At 61.2% G+C, this 15,585-nt stretch carries 14 protein-coding genes and 1 pseudogene; 7 read left to right on the forward strand and 8 right to left on the reverse strand.

The features are described 5' to 3' along the window. Positions 1-141: 141 nt before the first annotated feature. Complete coding sequence (locus AACY31_RS16050; RefSeq protein WP_339492006.1) at positions 142-2,505, reverse strand: DNA polymerase II; 2,364 nt, start codon at positions 2,503-2,505, stop codon at positions 142-144. Between the two features lie 262 nt (positions 2,506-2,767). Here AACY31_RS16050 and AACY31_RS16055 point away from each other — a divergent pair, with 262 nt between their 5' ends. From AACY31_RS16055 to AACY31_RS16075, 5 genes are all read left to right on the forward strand, one after another. After that, a complete protein-coding gene (locus AACY31_RS16055; RefSeq protein ID WP_339480087.1) occupies positions 2,768-3,208 on the forward strand; it encodes a CBS domain-containing protein in 441 nt (146 codons plus the stop codon). Positions 3,209-3,277: 69 nt separating this feature from the next. After that, positions 3,278-3,874 carry a paraquat-inducible protein A gene (locus tag AACY31_RS16060; RefSeq protein ID WP_339480086.1) on the forward strand — a complete coding sequence of 199 codons (597 nt, stop codon included), beginning with the start codon at positions 3,278-3,280 and terminating at the stop codon, positions 3,872-3,874. Continuing rightward, a complete protein-coding gene (locus AACY31_RS16065; protein ID WP_445261548.1) occupies positions 3,871-4,530 on the forward strand; it encodes a paraquat-inducible protein A in 660 nt (219 codons plus the stop codon). The genes AACY31_RS16060 and AACY31_RS16065 overlap by 4 nt, the downstream gene beginning before the upstream one ends. Continuing rightward, on the forward strand, positions 4,511-6,166 hold the full coding sequence (locus AACY31_RS16070; protein WP_339480083.1) for a PqiB family protein: 1,656 nt from the start codon (positions 4,511-4,513) through the stop codon (positions 6,164-6,166). Before AACY31_RS16065 ends, AACY31_RS16070 begins: the two co-directional genes overlap by 20 nt. A 20-nt stretch (positions 6,167-6,186) precedes the next feature. After that, positions 6,187-6,723 (forward strand): PqiC family protein, encoded by a 537-nt coding sequence (locus tag AACY31_RS16075; protein ID WP_339504764.1) that lies wholly within the window; start codon positions 6,187-6,189, stop codon positions 6,721-6,723. 107 nt (positions 6,724-6,830) lie between these two features. On the opposite strand, the gene AACY31_RS16080 is transcribed toward AACY31_RS16075, so the two are convergent. Then, on the reverse strand, positions 6,831-7,460 hold the full coding sequence (locus AACY31_RS16080) for a glutathione S-transferase family protein (RefSeq protein WP_339480080.1): 630 nt from the start codon (positions 7,458-7,460) through the stop codon (positions 6,831-6,833). 193 nt (positions 7,461-7,653) lie between these two features. On the opposite strand from AACY31_RS16080, the pseudogene AACY31_RS16085 reads away from it, so the two are divergent. Further along, positions 7,654-8,001: pseudogene (locus AACY31_RS16085) on the forward strand (phage infection protein); the annotation flags it as partial. Positions 8,002-8,119: 118 nt separating this feature from the next. Here the strand turns inward: AACY31_RS16085 and AACY31_RS16090 are convergent. From AACY31_RS16090 to AACY31_RS16105, 4 genes are all read right to left on the reverse strand, one after another. Further along, positions 8,120-9,214, reverse strand: a complete 1,095-nt coding sequence (locus AACY31_RS16090) for a DUF1615 domain-containing protein (RefSeq protein WP_339480077.1) — start codon at positions 9,212-9,214, stop codon at positions 8,120-8,122. Between the two features lie 209 nt (positions 9,215-9,423). Then, the gene (hemB, locus tag AACY31_RS16095) at positions 9,424-10,398 is read right to left on the reverse strand and encodes a porphobilinogen synthase (protein WP_339480075.1); all 975 of its coding nucleotides are present in this window, start codon (positions 10,396-10,398) and stop codon (positions 9,424-9,426) included. 116 nt (positions 10,399-10,514) lie between these two features. After that, positions 10,515-11,372, reverse strand: a complete 858-nt coding sequence (locus tag AACY31_RS16100) for a PhzF family phenazine biosynthesis protein (protein WP_339504767.1) — start codon at positions 11,370-11,372, stop codon at positions 10,515-10,517. After that, positions 11,369-12,067, reverse strand: a complete 699-nt coding sequence (locus AACY31_RS16105; RefSeq protein ID WP_339492002.1) for a glutathione S-transferase family protein — start codon at positions 12,065-12,067, stop codon at positions 11,369-11,371. Before AACY31_RS16105 ends, AACY31_RS16100 begins: the two co-directional genes overlap by 4 nt. A 317-nt stretch (positions 12,068-12,384) precedes the next feature. Here AACY31_RS16105 and AACY31_RS16110 point away from each other — a divergent pair, with 317 nt between their 5' ends. After that, positions 12,385-13,059 (forward strand): histidine phosphatase family protein, encoded by a 675-nt coding sequence (locus AACY31_RS16110; protein ID WP_339480184.1) that lies wholly within the window; start codon positions 12,385-12,387, stop codon positions 13,057-13,059. Between the two features lie 124 nt (positions 13,060-13,183). Here AACY31_RS16110 and mnmH read toward each other — a convergent pair whose 3' ends face one another. Next, the gene (gene mnmH, locus AACY31_RS16115) at positions 13,184-14,287 is read right to left on the reverse strand and encodes a tRNA 2-selenouridine(34) synthase MnmH (protein WP_339480071.1); all 1,104 of its coding nucleotides are present in this window, start codon (positions 14,285-14,287) and stop codon (positions 13,184-13,186) included. Continuing rightward, a complete protein-coding gene (gene selD / locus AACY31_RS16120; RefSeq protein ID WP_339480070.1) occupies positions 14,287-15,321 on the reverse strand; it encodes a selenide, water dikinase SelD in 1,035 nt (344 codons plus the stop codon). The genes mnmH and selD overlap by 1 nt, the downstream gene beginning before the upstream one ends. Positions 15,322-15,585: the final 264 nt, after the last annotated feature.

The following is a 15,585-nucleotide window of genomic DNA, read 5'->3' on the forward strand; positions in this document are numbered from 1 at the left end:
CGAGGCTGCGATCTTTCCCCAGACACTTGAATCTCAAGCGAAAGATCAAAATCAAAATCAAAATCAAAATCAAAAGATCGCAGGCTTCGCCAGCTCCTACAGGGCCAAAAGAGCATCCCCCTGCCCACAATGCAGAGGTGACTAAAACAACCCCATCTGCCCGCCCACCAACGTCGAGAAATCATCGTCCACAAACGGCAGGATCGCATCCGCCACCGGCTGTAGCTGTTTGGTCACGTAGTGGTCGTAATCGATTGAGGCGCTGCGGATTTCCAGCGGTTCGGGGCCGGCGACGGTGATGACGTAGCTAATCCAGCCACCATTCTGGTATTGCCGCGGGCGGCCCTGGCGCTGGTTGAACTCATCGGCCAGCCGCGCGGCCCGCACATGGGGCGGGACGTTGCGTTCGTAGTCTTCCAGCGGCCGACGCAGACGCTTGCGGTAGACCAACCGTTCATCGAACGCACCGGACAGGGTCTGCTGCACATAATCGCGCACATAATCCTGATAGGGTTTGCGGTGGAAGATCCGCCCGTACAGCTCTTGCTGGAACTGCCGGGCCAACGGCGACCAGTCTGTGCGTACGGTTTCCAGGCCTTTGTAGACCATTTCGTCGCTGCCGTCGGCACGGGTCACCAACCCGGCGTAGCGTTTCTTGCTGCCCTCCTCGGCGCCGCGGATAGTCGGCATCAGAAAGCGCTTGAAATGCGTTTCGAACTGCAGCTCCAGCGCGCTCTCCAACCCGAACTCAGCACGCACCTGCTCACGCCACCATTGGTTGACGTGGGCCACCAGGTCTCGACCGATCCTGGCCGCTGCCTCCTGGCCATGGGCACGACGCAGCCAAACGAACGTGGAGTCGGTATCGCCATAGATCACCACATGCCCCTGGGCTTCGATCAGTTGGCGGGTACGCTGCATGATCTGGTGGCCGCGCAGGGTAATGGACGAGGCCAGGCGCGGATCGAAGAAGCGACAGCCGCTGGAGCCGAGCACCCCATAAAAGGCGTTCATGATGATTTTCAACGCTTGGGACAGCGGCGCATTGTGTTCGCGCTTGGCAGTTTCCCGGCCTTCAGAGACCCGCGCCACGATGGCCGGCAGACAATGGCGGGTACGGGAGAAGCGCGCCCCACGAAAGCCTGGCACCGACTCCTGGTCATCCGGATGGCGCAGCCCTTCGATCAAGCCCACCGGGTCAATCAGGAAGGTGCGGATGATCGACGGATATAGGCTCTTGTAGTCCAACACCAGCACCGACTCGTAGAGCCCCGGCTGGGAATCCATGACAAATCCACCCGGGCTGGCCTCGGGCGGGCGCTGGCCCAGGTTGGGTGCAACAAACCCTTGGCGATGCATCAACGGCATGTACAAGTGCGTGAAGGCCGCCACCGAGCCCCCGCTGCGGTCCGCCGGCAGGCCGGTGACGCTGGCCCGCTCCAAAAGAAACGTGAGCAGTTCGGTCTTGGCGAAAATCCGCGTCACCAGCTCACAGTCCTTGAGGTTGTAGCGGGCCAGGGCCGGCTTGTCCTCGGCGAACATACGATTGATCTCGTCCATGCGCTGGTACGGGTTATCGATGGACTTGCCCTCCCCCAACAGCGTCTGGGCAACGTTTTCCAGGCTGAACGACGGGAAACTCCAAGTGGCCGAACGCAGGGACTCGATACCGTCGATGATCAACCGGCCAGCGGCCGAGGCGAAGAAGTGATTCTTGCGCGCGCCGTGCTCGCGCCATTGCATCTCTTCGCCACCACGCCCCAGGCGCAACGGCACGGCCAGGCGCCGGGCGTGTTCATGCAGCACCCGCAGGTCGAACTGCACCAGGTTCCAACCAATGATCGCGTCAGGGTCGAAACGGGCGAACCAGTCGTTGAGCTTTTTCAGCAGTACCGTGCGCGATTCGCAGTATTCCAACTGGAAATCCACGCCAGTGTCGTCGCCATTGGCTGGCCCGAGCATGTAGACCTGGCGCTCGCCGCAGCCCTCCAGGGCGATGGAATACAATTCGCCCTGGGCGGTGGTTTCGATGTCCAGGGACACCAGGCGCAACGGTGGACGGTATTCGGGCGCCGGTTTCATCTGGACATCGACCAGCAGACCATCGGCGGCCGGCGTACCGTCAAACCAGACCGGAGCGGTGATGAAGCGCTCCATCAAGTAGCGCTCCGGTGGCCGAATGTCCGCTTCGAACACCTCGACACCGGCGCGGCGCAAGGTGCTGTCCAGGCGCATCAGTTGGGCATGTTGCTGGCAATACAGCCCCAGCACCGGACGATGCTCGAAATCCAGCAGATCCAGGGGGCGTAGCGCTACCTCCTTCTCGCCTTGCAGCAAGGCTTCGAGCTGGCCACGCTGGATCTGCGGCACAAAGGCCACCGACGTTTGCACGGGGAGGCGCACGCGCCGGGGGCCGGCGTCGGTCGCCAGCCAGAACTCGACTTCGGTGCCGGCCGGGGTATCGCGCCAATGCCGGGTCAGGACGAAGCCCTGCTGTAAATCCACCGCTGCAACCTCGAATTCTACGTAGGCGACGATTCTACCTGTGGCGAGGGGATTTATCCTTCTGTGGGAGCAAGGCTTGCCCGCGACACGGGCGCCCCCACAGAGGGACGCCACTGGCCGCAATGCTGGATGACATCACATCGGCTGGACATTCACGGGCAATGACGCTTTTGGACGATTGGCCGCCGCTTTACCGCTTGCTCTGCGCCGTTGGGTCTACGATGCTTTAACAACCAGCAAAAACAACACCCGAGGCTCCCCCATGAAAACCGTCGCGCAGTTGCTCCGGCTAAAAGATGAGAAGAACCAGCAAGTGCACACCATCTCACCGGACGACATGGTATTGCAGGCCCTGATGCGCATGGCCGAGAAGAACGTCGGTGCCTTGCTGGTGGTGAAGAACGACGAGGTGCTGGGGATCATCAGCGAGCGTGACTATGCCCGCAAAATGGTCTTGCGCGGGCGCTCATCGGTGGGCACGAAGGTGAGTGACATCATGGTCTCCCCCGTGATCACCATCGACCCGCACCAGAATGTCGAGATCTGCCTGAGCATCATGACCGAAAAACATCTGCGGCATTTGCCGGTGGTAGAGGACGGCAAACTGGTCGGCCTGCTGTCCATCGGCGACCTGGTCAAGGAAGCCATCGCCGAACAGGCCGACCTGATCAAACAACTGGAGCAATACATCCGCGGGGAATGATCCGCTCGGCCGGGTTGCTCATTCTCAACGCACTTCTATATTGAAAGGGTTGTTCCTGCGAGCATCCTAATGGCCAACACCGAGCGACTGATCATTTGTGAGCATTGCGATGCGGTGTACGAGCCGGTGGGGCTCGTTGCGCACCAGAAAGCTTCGTGCGTGCGCTGCCATGCGGTGATCCAGCGCTACAACGGCCTGACCATCGAGCAGCGCCTGGCCTTGAGCGTGACGGCCGCGGTGCTGTGGGCCTTCGCCAACATCTACCCGGTCATGAGCATCCGCCTCCAGGGCCTGAGTAACAGCGCGACGTTGTGGGACTCCATCGTAGCGCTGAGCCAGGGGCCGATCACCTTCATCGCCCTGGTGACCGCGGTGGCGGTCATCATTGCACCGGCCTTTCAATTGGCGCTCCTGCTTTGGGTGCTGGGCCATGCCTACCTCCAGCGACGGGCGCCGGGGTTCAACCTGTGCATGCGCAGCCTGGAAACCCTGCGGCCCTGGAGCATGCTGGAAGTGTGCCTGCTGGGCGCGCTGGTGGCGGTGATCAAGCTCGCCGGCCTGCTGGACGTGCTGCCGGGCATTGGCTTATTCGCCCTGGCGGCCTTGAGCCTGTTGATGATCCGCATTGCCGGTCGCGATGTCCGCGACCTGTGGGACAACCTGTGAACGGCAAACCGCTGGCCGCCCCGCCAGAGGCCCGCGACCTGGGTCTATGCCTGTGCCACAGTTGCGGCCTGGCCTGCGACATGACTGACGAGCCCGAGACCTGCCCCCGTTGCGACGCCGCCCTGCATCGACGCAAACCCGAGGCCATCACCCGCACCTGGGCCTACCTGCTGGCCGCGCTGGTGTTCTACATCCCGGCCAACCTGCTGCCGGTCATGAATACCCAGATGCTCGGCGAAGGTGCCGACAGCACCATCATCAGCGGCGTCATCGAATTCTGGCAAAGCGGCGCCTGGGACATCGCCCTGATTATCTTCATCGCCAGCATCGCGGTGCCCGGCATCAAGTTCGTGGTGCTGATACTGTTGCTGGTGACCGCACAGCGGCGCAGCACCTGGGCCCAGGTCCAGCGGGCGAAGCTGTACCGGCTGGTGGAAGTCATCGGCTACTGGTCGATGCTCGATGTGCTGGTGGTGGCCCTGGTGGCAGCACTGGTCAAGTTCCAGGCATTGAGCGACATCGAACCACGACCGGGCATCCTGTTCTTCGGCCTTGTGGTGCTGTTCACCATGCTGTCGGCCATGAGTTTCGACCCCCGGCTGATCTGGGACACTCAACCATCCGAGGAGGTCCTGGATGAAGCCGCAAACCACTGACGGGCAGCAACCGGCACCCGGCCGCGCCCACGTCACCACCCGCCGCTGGACGGTGTCGCTGGTGTGGATCGTGCCGATCATCGCGGTGCTGGTGGGCATTTCCCTGGTGGTCCACAACTGGCTGCAGGAAGGCCCGACCATCACCATCACCTTCAAAACCGGCCAGGGTCTGACCGCCAACAAGACCCAGGTGAAATATCGCAACGTGGTCATCGGCCAAGTCACCGACGTGCAACTGAGCGAGGACCAGAAGAACGTCACCGCCACGGTCAAGCTCGCCAAGACAGCCGACACCTTCACTCACGAAGACTCGGTGTTCTGGGTGGTTCGGCCGCGCATCGGGGCCGGCGGTATCTCGGGGATCGACACCTTGCTGTCCGGGGATTTCATTGGGGCCGACGCCGGCCAGTCGAAAGTGCGCGCCAAGTCCTTCACCGGCCTGGAGAACCCGCCCCCCATCACCTATGGCGAACCGGGCAAGCGCTTCACCCTGCACTCCCAGGACCTCGGCTCGCTGGACATCGGCTCGCCGGTATACCTGCGCAAGATCCCGGTGGGCCAGGTCGTATCCTACGCCCTGGACGCCGAGGGCAAAGGCGTCAACATCGACGTATTCGTCAACGCCCCTAACGATGTGTACGTCACCGAAAACACCCGGTTCTGGAACGTCAGCGGCGTGGACGTGAACGTCGGTGCCAACGGGTTCGCGGTCAAGACCGAATCGCTCTCGGCCCTGCTGCTGGGCGGCATCGCGTTTCGGGCACCGGAGTACAGCCCCAACGACGTCCCCGCCAGCGAGAACAAGACCTACGAGCTGTTTGCCGACCAGCAGAACGCCCTCGCCCCACCCGATGGCAAGGCGCAATACCTGGCCCTGCGGTTCGACCAGGCCCTGCGCGGCTTGCGCGTCGGTGCGCCGGTGGAGTTCCTGGGAGTGGAAGTTGGCAGGGTGGTGGCCATCAATCTGGATTTCGATGAGAAACAGCGCAGCTTTCCGGTCAACGTCGGCGTGGTGATCTACCCGCAACGCTTGGGCAAGGCCCATGAAAAACTGCTCAAGTCGCTCAATCACAACCCAGACGACGAAGCCGCCTCTGCCCGCCTGATGGGCAGCTTTGTCGATCGGGGGCTGCGTGCCCAGGCCCGCAGCGGCAACCTGCTGACCGGGCAGTTGTACATCTCGCTGGATTTCTACCCCAAGGCGGAAAAAGTCGCCTTCGACCCCACCGCCCGGCCTGTGCGCATACCGACCATTCCCGGTAGCCTCCAACAATTGCAGGAACAACTGCAGGCGATGGTCGAGCGAATCAACAAACTGCCGCTGGAAAGCGTCGCCAGCAACCTGAATAGCAACCTGGTGGAGCTGCGCAAAGGCCTGGCCCAATTCAATAGCAAGACGCTGCCAAGTGTGCAAAACACCTTGCAGGACGTCAGCAAAACCCTGCAATCGGCCAACTCGACCCTGGCCGAAGATTCACCCCAGCGCGAACAACTGACCCAGACCCTGGACGACCTGGGCCGTATGTCGCGCTCGCTGCGCGAGCTGTCGGACTACCTGAGCCGCCATCCCGAATCGCTGCTTCGCGGCCGTCCTAAGGACGCACCGGCGAAGAACCTCACATTGCCGGTGAAATAATGATCACAGGAGCCCGCCCCATGCCACTGACGCTGAAACTCACCCTGGTTGCCGTGGCATTGCTGCTCGGCGCCTGCCGCAGCGATCCGATCCACTACCACACCCTGAGCCCGGCCCAACCGGCAGGCCAGTCACGCTCCGGCGTGGACATCCAGATAGAACAGGTGAGCGTCCCACCCCAGGTGGATCGCACCCAGATGGTCATTCGCCAGGGCAACAGCGGGTTGGCGATCCTGGAAACCGAATGGTGGGGCGCCAGTTTGGCCGATGAACTGCACAGCAGCCTGGATGAACAACTGAGCAACCCTGGCGCACCGAAATCATTGCTACGGGTAGACGTGCAACGCTTTGACTCGATCCCGGGCCGCTATGCCCGCATGGATGTGCAATGGCGACTGCGCAACCTGGGCAATGACACCCGCCCTCTCACGTGCCGCAGCAGCTTGCAAACGCCTGCGGGCGCCAGTATCAACGAGTTGGTGACGGCGCATCAGGAAAATGTCCGGCAATTTGTCGCCCTTGTTGAACAGGCGGCTGCACGCAAAGCCTGTCCTTGACCCTGCAGGAGCTGCCGAAGGCTGCGATCTTTTGATCTTCCGCTTGAGACTCAAGCGTCAGGGACAAGATCGCAGCCTCGCTTCGCTCGTCAGCACCTACGCAGCGCCTACAACGGCCAATGCAGCAACAGCACCGGCGCAACGCGCGGATGGTGGTCGATGCGTTCCAACAACTCGTAGAACGCTGGACGAGTGCTCAGCATCGCCTCCCGCGTGTTTCTCCACTTCGTGACCACGGCCGCCAGGATATCCAGCGCACCCGGCTCGGCACCGCCTAGAAAAGGTCGGGCCGGGAACTGGTCGGCAAACAGCGCCCAGTTGCGATACAGCCGTTGCTGCGTACCGGATATCAATCGCTGCCGAGTCGCTTCGTCCCCAGCGTCCAACCAGCGTTCCGGAAAATCAATAATGCCGATGGCCGCGTAGCAATTGGCCGCGATATAGACCAGGCCCCGTATGGCTTGCGCGCGCTGGGCCGGGTCTTGCGGGAGCAGCTTCGACGCTGGGAAGGTCAACCCCAGATGAATCAGGATCGCCGCCGCTTCGGTCAGCACCGAGCCATCCGGCAACTGCAGGGTCGGCACCTGCTTCAGCGGATTGAGTGCCTCGAGTGCTTTCGTCGCATCGTTGTCTTGCGTCGAATAGGCATCGACCCGCCGATAAGCCACCTCACAGAGACACAGGGCAACCTCCACCGCCGAAGAACCGGATTGCCCGCAGCCGAATAACTGATACATGAACGTACCTCCTGCATAAGCGTTATGCCGGTAGAGCCTGCGGACCCATCGGTGTTCCATCAAGCTGACCGGTAGCAAGCCAACGAGCCATCACTGGCGTCGATGTTCATCATCATGCCAATGAAGTTCTCTTGATGATCGTCCGGGACAACAATGGCCCCACACAAACCACTGCACCCCGGAGTACACCATCATGAAACGCCAAGTCATCCTCAGCCTCGCTTTCTCTGTACTGGCCGCCAATGTGTTTGCCGCCTCCTCCCTCCCTGTCGTCGCCGAAGGTGGCTCTGATCGCCTGATCGAAAACCGTGTCGCTGAAGGCGGTGCCGATCGCTTGCTGGAACGTCGTGTGGCTGAAGGTGGCTCCGATCGCCTGATCGAAAACCGTGTCGCTGAAGGCGGTGCCGATCGCTTGCTGGAACGTCGCGTGGCTGAAGGTGGTTCTGATCGCCTGATCGAAAACCGCGTCGCTGAAGGCGGTGCCGATCGCTTGCTGGAACGTCGTGTAGCTGAAGGTGGCTCTGATCGCCTGATCGAAAACCATGCATGAGTTGCCTGGCAGCCAACCCGACACACCGCTTAAGACGGCTCCAGCACCAAACCCATCCCCCTAAAAGCCCGGCCTCATCCACCGGGCTTTTTCACGCACCAACGCCTGGCTAACGCCCCGACGCCCGCGCCATGCATCGCTGATAACGCTCATCCACCCGCTTGGCAAACCACGCCGTGGTCAGCTTGCGCGTAATCTTCGGGCTCTTGAGCACGATCCCCGGCAATACCGCCCGTGGCAACGACTTGCCCTCGGCTTTGTCAGCCAGTTCGAACACGCGCTTGTAGAGTTTGCTGTCCTCGAACGCCAGGCTGTCACCCTGCTCCAGTTGATCGCGAATGGTCGGATTGCGCATTCCCAACGACTTGCCCAGCGTGCGCACCGCCAGTTCCGTGCTGCCTGGCATGATGGAGTCATGCGCAATCAGATCGCCGTCCAGCGCCAGGGAAATGCCCGACGCCACACTCACCGCATGCTGGAAAGCCGCGTTGCGGCTGGCGTACCACCCGGCATTGAAATCGGCAAAACGATACAACGGCTCGGTGTAGCTCACCGGATAGCCCAGCAAATGCGCGATACCGAAATACATCCCGCCACGACGGCTGAACACTTCGCGACGAATCGAGCCCTCCACCGTATAGGGATAATCGCGCGCATTGGCGTGGGCAAACGCGATGCTGACCTGCATCGGCCCACCGGTGTGCACCGGATTGAAACCGCCGAACAGTGTCTTGCCCAACGGCACCATGCCGATGAAATCATCGAAAATTCCGCTCAGTTCTTTTTCACTACGCGCCGCGTTGAGCCGATCGCTGTAGCTTTTGCCGTTGGGCGAACGCATCTGGAGTGCACCACTGACCAACAGTTCCGGAATGTGCACCTTCGCCGCACGGCGGTTGATCTCCTGACGAGCGATCTTGCCCAGCCCCGGCACTGGCGGGTCAGACTGGAACGTCGACTCCTGTTCGGTCACTGCCAGGACCGCACAGATGTTCTGCGTCGTAGACGAAATCTGCTGGGCCGCAAAGGCCACATAGATGTCAGCCGCCCAGCCTTCGCGATCCGCAGTCTTGGCTGGCAACAACCGCACGATCTGCTTCTTGACCTCAGCGGGCGAACGCTCAGGCTCCTGCGTCTGACGGCTGCCGCAACCGGCCAAGACCAGCAGCGCAGCAAGGCTGATCATCAATTTGTTGAGTTGCATGGTGCTCCATCGGGTTCGTTATTCCGGAGCAACCATACGATCAAAAGTAAATGCGGGCTATGCCCAATGTGGGAGCGGGCTTGCTCGCGAAGACGGCGGCACATGCGGCATTGATAGCAACTGACCCACCGCTTTCGCGAGCAAGCCCACTCCTGCAAGGAATGGCGGTGAACATGGATCGTACACCCAACCCCGGGCGCAGCGCGGCTTCAGATCCCGCTCAGCGCCAGGTCCATGGCAAAGTAGGTGAAGATCAGGTCTGCCCCCGCCCGCTTGATGGCACCAAGGCTCTCACGTACCACGCGGGCTTCGTCGATGGCGCCAGCCTGGGCGGCGAACTTGATCATCGCGTATTCGCCACTGACCTGATAAGCCGACAGCGGCAGGTTCGAAGCCTGGCGAATGTCGCGGATGATATCGAGGTAGGCTCCGGCCGGCTTGACCATCAGCGCATCGGCACCTTCCTGTTCATCGAGCAAGGACTCTCGCAGTGCTTCGCGGCGGTTCATCGGGTTCATCTGGTAGCTCTTGCGGTCGCCTTTCAACGCGCTGCCGCCGGCCTCGCGGAACGGGCCATAGAGTGCCGAGGCGAACTTGGTGGAATAGGCCATGATTGCCGTCTGGCTGAAACCGGCTTCATCCAGGGCCCGGCGAATCGCCTGGACCTGCCCGTCCATGGCCGCCGATGGCGCGATCACATCGGCACCGGCGCGGGCCGCCGCCACGGCTTGCTTGCCCAGGTTGACCAGGGTCCGGTCGTTGTCCACTTCATCGCCATGAAGCACACCGCAGTGACCATGATCGGTGTATTCACAGAAGCAGGTGTCGGACATCACGATCATCTCCGGCACCGCATCCTTGCAGATCCCGGCCATGCGCGACACCAGGCCACGCTCACTCCAGGTATCGCTGCCGTCGTTGTCCAGGTGATGGGATACACCAAAGGTCATCACCGACTTGATGCCGGCCCGGGCGTAGCGCTCGATCTCACTGGCCAGCTTCGATTCAGGAATGCGCACCACGCCCGGCATGCTCTTGATTGGCACAAAATCATTGATTTCTTCTTCGACAAAAATCGGCAGCACCAGGTCGTTCAAGGTGAACTCGGTTTCCTGGAACAGGCTGCGCAGGCTTGCATTGCGACGCAGACGGCGTGGACGTGCTTCGGGGAACTGGCTGGACATGGGACTCCTGGGTAGAAATGGGTGCTCGATCACAAGGAGCAAAGCTTATGCCCTGGCCGGCCAGGGCACAAACGTCAGCTGGGAAACAGCGTGTTACCAGCCGGGTAATAATCTACTCACAAGGTCAGCGAGCCATTGATACACGTCACCACTGCACCGCCAATCCAAATCTCGTCTCCTAACTGCTCGACATGAATTCGCCCGGCGCGGCCCATCGTCAGCCCCTGGCTGACCACGTAGGACGAAGGCGCCAGCCCCTTGTCCAGCATCCATTGCGCGAGCCCAGCGTTCAGGCTGCCGGTGGCAGGATCCTCCGGCATGCCATCACCGGCAATGAAACCCCGCACTTCAAAGTGTGCCTCGTCGCCATCCACGGCCCGATCCCAAGGTGCGATCACGCCCACGGCCAGATCCAGCAACTGAGGGTAATCGGGCTCGAGCCTCAGGACCTGTTGGCGATCCTTGAGCATCAAGGCCAGCCAGCCGGCCCCATTGTCGACCCATTGCGCCTCGACAATCGCCTCGGCTGCGAGCCCCAGCCCCTTGCGCACCCGCTCCAGCAAGTCGACCTCCAGCGGACCGGACTTGAGCAAGGGTGGCGCGAGGAACGCCAAGCCATGACCGCTGCGGCGGACCCTGACCAGGCCGACGCCACATTCCTGCACGATCTCCTGCCCTTTCGGCACACCTCCGGCTTCCAGCCAGGCGTGACAACTGCCCAGTGTCGGATGCCCGGCAAACGGCAACTCGGTCGAGGTGGTGAAAATACGCACCCGGTAATCGGCTTCCGGGTGCTGCGGCGCCAACAGGAAAGTGGTTTCGCTGAGGTTGGTCCAGTTGGCAAAAGCGGCCATGCGCGAATCGCTGATGCCATCGGCTCCCAGTACCACCGCCAGCGGATTGCCCTTGAGTGGCACGTCGCTGAACACATCCAGTTGTTTGTAATCGAATCGGCGCGTCGTCGGGTTATTCATTCCGGAATCTTCAACCCACGCACCACAGCCGGTCGAGCCAGGAAACGCTCCAGTACCCGCGTCACATTGGGGAAATTCTGAATACCGACCAAATCACCGGCCTCGTAAAAGCCGATCAAGTTGCGCACCCAGGGGAACGTGGCGATATCGGCAATGGTGTAGCGCTCACCCATGATCCAGTCGCGCCCTTGCAGACGCCCATCGAGTACCTTAAGCAGGCGCCTGCTTTCCTCGACGTAGCGATCGCGCGGCCGCTTGTCCTCGTAGTCCTTGCCAGCAAACTTGTTGAAGAACCCCAGCTGCCCGAACATCGGCCCGATCCCGCCCATCTGGAACATCAGCCACTGGATCGTCTCGTAGCGCGCCGCCGACTCCTGGGCCAGCAACTGCCCGCTCTTGTCCGCCAGGTAAATCAGAATCGCCCCCGACTCGAACAACGCCAACGGCTGGTCGCCCGGCCCATGGGGATCGAGAATCGCCGGGATCTTGTTGTTGGGGTTCAGGGAAAGGAACTCGGGCGATAGCTGGTCGTTGCTGGCGAAGTCCACTTTGTGGGGCTCGTACGGCAGGCCGATCTCTTCCAGCATGATCGAGACCTTCACGCCGTTGGGGGTGGGCAGGGAGTAGAGCTGGATCCACTCCGGGTACTGGGCAGGCCATTTCTCGGTGATGGGGAATGGGGTCAGGTTGGGCATGGGGTCGGCTCGGAAATAAAGAAAACCCCGAGGATAATCCAAGATGTACGGGAGGACATCACTGCCCGTCACGCAATTCACATCGGCCCTTCTTAAATCCGCAACATCCTGTCGTTAACGTTCGTCCCACCTCCTGACGAAGGTCGCTACAGTGCGCCGGGACCAGCCAGGATCGAACCAAAGGGCTTTAAGAGACTCTGAGCAATGCCCTCGAGGATTCGACGCGGCGTAATGACAGGGAAAACACCCGAGGCCCACCGCTTCGTGGTGCCAGGGTTTGTCAGCCTGACTCAAGCATGCTGAAGACAATTTATTCGATGATGAACCCACTGAAATTTGCCAGACACCTCAAACACCGTTCGTGGCTGATGCTGCCGACGCTGCTTGTGGTCTGTGGCTTGGCGCTGTCGCTGGAGTCCAGCGTCAGCCGCGCCCAGCCAGCCGACGGTGTGCAGACGTTGGTGTTCCTGCGCCACGCCGAGAAACCCGCCGCAGGCCTGGGCCAGCTCAACTGCCAGGGCCTCAACCGCGCCATCGAACTGGCCACCCTGCTGCCGGAAAAATTCGGCAAGGCCGACTACGTGTTCGCGGCCGACCCTACCCGCAATGTCGAAGAGGGTGAGCTGGACAACTCCTACAGCTATATTCGCCCACTGATGACCATCAGCCCCAGTGCCATCAAGCTCGGGTTGCCGGTGAACATCAATTATTCGGCCAACGACACCAGCGACCTGGCTGACGAACTGCTGCACGACAAGTACCACAACGCCACCATCTATACCGCCTGGTCCCATGGCTACCTGCCAGAACTGATCAACAAGGTTGCCGGGGAGGCCGTGGGCAAGAAGCAGACCATTACCGATGACTGGGCGTCAGGCGATTTTGATTCGCTGTACGTGCTGACCCTGACCTGGCACAACGGCAAGGCCAGCCTCTCTAGTCAGAACTACAAGCAAGGCTTGGATAATGGCCAGGAGACCTGTCCGACCTGATCAGGCGGTATTCCCTGTGGGAGTGCGAAGGCGATGGCACAGTCGACATCCCCGCCAACTGATCCACCGCTTTGGCGCGCAAGCCCACTTCCACAGAGATTGACAGTGGAGATGAAACCTGTGGTCACCCGCCCCGGGCCGCCCGCTCACGTAGATACTCCAACACTGCCGCCTGCTCCCCCGAAAACTCGATCCGCAACCCCTTCTTTTCCCGCTGGAACACGTACATCGGGTCGTAATACTCACGCAGCAAACCTTCGATCCAACCGCGATGCAAGTCGACGGCGCCGCTGTTGGCCTGCTCGGCCAGGGCGGTTTCCAGGATGCTCATCAGGCGCCGGTGACGGTCACCGCCCAGGCGCTTGTGGATGTTGTCCAGGCTGGCCAGCAGCCGCTCGGAAAACAGTGAAAAACCTTCGTCGCCATGTACCGCGACAAATTCCGCACACAGGCCGATGACGTAATCCTGCAGGATCCGCTCGACCCGATGCTCCAGGCTGTCTTCAAGCCAGACCATCGGAACCTGCTGCATGCGCTGGTACAAGGGCAGCGGCAAGGCACAACTGCCGACCGCACGGCTCTCATCTTCAAGCACGAATTGTTCGATGCCGCTGGCGCGTTTTTTCAGTACGTCCACGGCCAGGCGGTTTTCAAAATCGATATTGGAAGGCTGGCCCGTGGCGCGCTTGCCGAAGCTGGAACCGCGATGGTTGGCATGACCTTCCAAATCCAGGCTGTTGCTCAGTTGACCCAGCGCTTCGGTCTTGCCCGTGCCGGTCATGCCGCCCAGCAGCACCAGGTCGCACTGGGCAACCGCCTGCTCGACAGCGTCCAGCAAGAACGTGCGCATGGCCTTGTAGCCACCGCCGACCCTGGGGTAATCAATGCCCGCTTCGTCCTTGAGCCATTGCTGGACGATCTGCGAACGCAAGCCGCCACGAAAGCAATACAGCACACCGTCGGGATGAGTCTTGGCGAACTCGGCCCAGGCCTGGATGCGCTGGGCCTTGATTTCGCCTGACACCAGCTGATGCCCCAGGACAATGGCGGCCTGCTGCCCCTGCTGTTTGTAGCAGGTACCGACGCGTTGCCGTTCGCTGTCGGTCATCAACGGCAAATTGACCACCCCGGGGAAAGCACCCTTGATGAATTCAACCGGGGCACGTGTGTCCATCATCGGCCGATCAGTGAGGAAGATGCCGCGGTAATCGCTGATGTCATGGCTCATCAAGACACCTCGACCGCGTAACTCTGTCGCTCTAGCAGTTCGCCGATAGGTTCCAGCGCCAGCCCGAGTTCAGCGGCCACCCGCAGGAACTCGCCCTCGCCTTCTGGGGTGACGGCAATCAGCAGCCCGCCGCTGGTCTGCGGGTCGCACAGCACGCGCTTGTGCAGTTCCTGGACCCGACCGACCTTGCTGGCGTAGCTGTCGAAGTTGCGCAGCGTACCGCCCGGCACACACCCCAGGTCGAGGTAGTACTCGACGCCCGGCAGACGCGGCACTGCGTCATAGCGAATACGCGCGGTCAGTTGGCTGCCGTCGGCCATTTCCACCAGGTGCCCGAGCAGGCCGAAACCGGTGACGTCGGTCATCGCTGTCACGCCGTCGAGCTTGCCAAAGCGGCTGCCAGGTTTGTTGAGGGTGCACATCCAGTCACGGGCCAGGCCGACGTCGGCGGCGCGCAGCTTGCCCTTCTTTTCCGCCGTGGTGAGGATGCCGATGCCCAGGGGTTTGGTCAGGTATAGATGGCAACCGGCGGTGGCCGTATCGTTGCGTTTCATGTGGCGCTTTTGCACCAGGCCTGTGACCGCCAGGCCGAAAATCGGCTCAGGCGCGTCGATCGAATGCCCGCCGGCCAGTGGAATACCGGCCTCATCGCACACGGAACGACCGCCGCGAATCACGTCACGGGCAATTTCCGGGGCCAATACGTTGACGGGCCAACCAAGAATCGCGATGGCCATCAGTGGATCACCGCCCATGGCGTAGATATCGCTGATGGCATTGGTGGCGGCGATGCGACCGAAATCGAAAGGATCATCGACAATCGGCATGAAAAAATCGGTGGTCGAGACCACCCCGCGTTCCTCGTCGATGGCGTACACCGCCGCATCGTCCCGGGAAGCATTGCCAACCCACAGCTTGGGATCGAGGTTCTGCGCACCGCTGCCGGCCAGGATCACTTCCAGCACTTGGGGCGAAATCTTGCAGCCGCAGCCGGCGCCGTGGCTGTACTGGGTCAGACGAATCGGCTCGCTCATGGGCATACCTCTGGTCAATCAAGATGGCCGATTCTATCAGCAACGTTACCCACTCAGTGTCGTGCCGAACATTCGTCCCTGCAACACTTTGGTGCTGCTTCAGACCGCTGTGAAATATTCGGTGCACCAAGCTTGACCAGAAGGCCAGGAAAAAACCCTGAAGCTCATGGATTTCAAGCCACTGCGAAAATTGGTATGGGATCTGCAAACGTTTGCGCAATCGATCATACCCTGAGGATCGACTGTTTTTTTCAACCACGGAAC

Source organism: Pseudomonas sp. RL_105y_Pfl2_101 (assembly GCF_963970585.1).
Classification (GTDB): domain Bacteria; phylum Pseudomonadota; class Gammaproteobacteria; order Pseudomonadales; family Pseudomonadaceae; genus Aquipseudomonas.

Coding starts and splice junctions, on each gene's coding strand:
- AACY31_RS16055 (WP_339480087.1), top strand. CDS start 2,768: ATGAAAACCGTCGCGCAGTTGCTCCGGCTAAAAGATGAGAAGAACCAG.
- AACY31_RS16060 (WP_339480086.1), top strand. CDS start 3,278: ATGGCCAACACCGAGCGACTGATCATTTGTGAGCATTGCGATGCGGTG.
- AACY31_RS16070 (WP_339480083.1), top strand. CDS start 4,511: ATGAAGCCGCAAACCACTGACGGGCAGCAACCGGCACCCGGCCGCGCC.
- AACY31_RS16075 (WP_339504764.1), top strand. CDS start 6,187: ATGCCACTGACGCTGAAACTCACCCTGGTTGCCGTGGCATTGCTGCTC.
- AACY31_RS16080 (WP_339480080.1), bottom strand. CDS start 7,460: ATGTATCAGTTATTCGGCTGCGGGCAATCCGGTTCTTCGGCGGTGGAG.
- AACY31_RS16090 (WP_339480077.1), bottom strand. CDS start 9,214: ATGCAACTCAACAAATTGATGATCAGCCTTGCTGCGCTGCTGGTCTTG.
- hemB (WP_339480075.1), bottom strand. CDS start 10,398: ATGTCCAGCCAGTTCCCCGAAGCACGTCCACGCCGTCTGCGTCGCAAT.
- AACY31_RS16100 (WP_339504767.1), bottom strand. CDS start 11,372: ATGAATAACCCGACGACGCGCCGATTCGATTACAAACAACTGGATGTG.
- AACY31_RS16105 (WP_339492002.1), bottom strand. CDS start 12,067: ATGCCCAACCTGACCCCATTCCCCATCACCGAGAAATGGCCTGCCCAG.
- AACY31_RS16110 (WP_339480184.1), top strand. CDS start 12,385: ATGATGAACCCACTGAAATTTGCCAGACACCTCAAACACCGTTCGTGG.
- mnmH (WP_339480071.1), bottom strand. CDS start 14,287: ATGAGCCATGACATCAGCGATTACCGCGGCATCTTCCTCACTGATCGG.
- selD (WP_339480070.1), bottom strand. CDS start 15,321: ATGAGCGAGCCGATTCGTCTGACCCAGTACAGCCACGGCGCCGGCTGC.